The organism is Promicromonospora kroppenstedtii DSM 19349 (genome assembly GCF_000515355.1).
GTDB lineage: Bacteria > Actinomycetota > Actinomycetes > Actinomycetales > Cellulomonadaceae > Promicromonospora > Promicromonospora kroppenstedtii.
On the sequence record NZ_KI911762.1, the window covers coordinates 27,527 to 29,611 of the forward strand.

At 74.3% G+C, this 2,085-nt stretch carries 1 protein-coding gene; it reads right to left on the bottom strand.

Translation table 11 applies throughout. From position 1 onward, the window contains the following. A partial coding sequence (locus tag PROKR_RS28985) for a TM0106 family RecB-like putative nuclease (protein ID WP_157602860.1) occupies positions 1 to 1,740 on the bottom strand: 1,740 nt, incomplete at its 3' end. Positions 1,741 to 2,085: the final 345 nt, after the last annotated feature.

Consider the following 2,085-nt stretch of genomic DNA (forward strand, 5'->3'; position numbering starts at 1 on the left):
GCTCGCCCCGACCCCGGCGGCATCGCCTGCCCCCGGCGAGGCGACCGCGTAGGCCGTGACCTCCGGACCCACCGCGCCGCGCGCCCAGCGCAGCCAGTCGAGCAGCCGCAGCGTCGAGCGGCAGTCGTACTCGTTGTAGTCGAGGATGCGCTGCCGCAGCGCCGCCGCCCGCTCGTCCCCGTCGGCGGCGAGCTTCGCGTACTCCGCGTACTCGGTGACCGACGCCGTCGCGCTGGTGACGCCCTCGCGCGCCGGATCGTCCTGCATGTAGAGGGGTTCGAGCTTCTTGATGGACTTGGACCGGTTGGAGATGCGCAGGCAGGAGCGGACCACCGCGTAGAGGTCCACGAGCACCCCGTCGCGCAGCAGCTGGTCCACCTCGTCCTCGTAGACGCCGTGGCGCGCCGCGATCGAGAGCAGGTGCGTCTTCTCGTAGGCGGCGTAGTGATAGACGTGCAGGTCGGGATAGGTCTCACGACGGGCGCTCAGGTAGTCGACGAACCTCACGAGAGCGTCGCGCTCGGCCGCCAGGTCGTCGGCCCAGAGCCCGTGGAACGGCGGGGTGCCGTCGTCCGGGCCAGGTCGCTCGACCCAGCCGAAGAGGTAGTCGAGGCCCATGGCCGGCGCCTGGTCGTCGCCGGGCAGCCGGGCCGCCTCCCACAGCGGGTCGCCCTCGAAGTCGAAGAAGACGTCGCCGGGGCTCGGCGCCGGCAGCCCGTCGATGGCCTCGGTCGCCACGAGCTGCCAGCGCAGGCGCGCGTCGGGCCCGTCCGGGTCGACGCCGTCGGGCAGGTGGTCGAGTGCCACCGAGCCGTCGCCCTCGTCCAGGCCGAGCTGGAGGCGCGCCTGGGCGCGCAGGCCCTCGAAGCGGCCGGGGGCCATGCCGTCGGGCGGGGCCTCGGCGGACGCGAGGTCGTCGATGGTGGTGATACCGGCGGTGGAGAGCCGCGCCCGCTGCGACCCGTACACCCCGCCGACGAGCAGCACGTCGCGGCTCTGCTGGGCGGCCTCGGCGCAGTCCGGGCAGTCGCGCAGGCGGCCGCAGGCCAGGTAGCGGTCGTCCTGCCAGCGCACCGGGCCGGCGTCGGCTACGTGGGTGTCGAGCACCTCGGTGAGCCGGGAGCGCCGTTTGCGGAAGACGGGCAGCAGGTCGGCCAGCCGGTGCGAGGTGGTCTCTCCCGTGCCGAGCACCAGGTGCACCTCGTCGGTCGGGTCGACCCGCGCCGCCAGGAGCTGGTCCGCGTAGGCGGCGAGCTGGAGCAGGGCGCGCACCTTGGTGCGGCGCGCGAGCTTCGAGTCGTGCACGGCGTACCGGAGCCCCGCGCCCAGGGGGTCGCGCACCAGGAAGTCGGCCCGGCCGTGGAACCGCCCGTCGAAGAACGAGGCCTGGTAGACGACGTCGGCGCCCCGCTCGAGCGCGGCCAGGGTGCGCGAGTGCGCGTCGAGCAGCTCGTCCCGTGACATCCGGCGCGCGGGCGCGACCTCCACCACGCCGCCGGGCCGCTCGTCGTCGGCCGGGCCGAAGGCGGCCAGGTGGCCCGCCAGGACGCGGCGTTCGTGGTCCTCGCCCAGGGCCGCCGTGCGGGCGAGCATCTGGTCCTCCTCCCGCACCCGGCGCGGGCTGCGACCCAGGAGCTCGTCGAGACGTCTGAGCAGGCGGAACTCGCACTCGCCCGCGATCACGAGGTCGCTGGCCGAGTACACGAGGGTGCTGGCATCTTCACGCTCCAGGAGGAACATGCCCCCAGGTCTACCAGTGACCTCCGACACGAGCGCGCTACTGTCGCTCCCACACGCGGGGGGAAATGTCCGATCGGCCCGCTGGTTCTGGCGCCGACCCGCCCGCATGGCCGATAGTGGGGCCGACCGTATCGAAGGAGCAACCATGCCCGTGCGCTTCAACCCGCCTCCGGGTTGGCAGGTGCCCCCGGGATTCCGACCCGACTCCACCTGGGCTCCCGACCCGTCGTGGCCACCGGCCCCGCCCGGTTGGGACTACTGGGTCGACCGCCCCGACGCCCCCCAGCCCGATTCCGGACCCACCTCAGCCGCGCCGCCGGCGCCCCCCGCGCCCCCGGCGCCCGC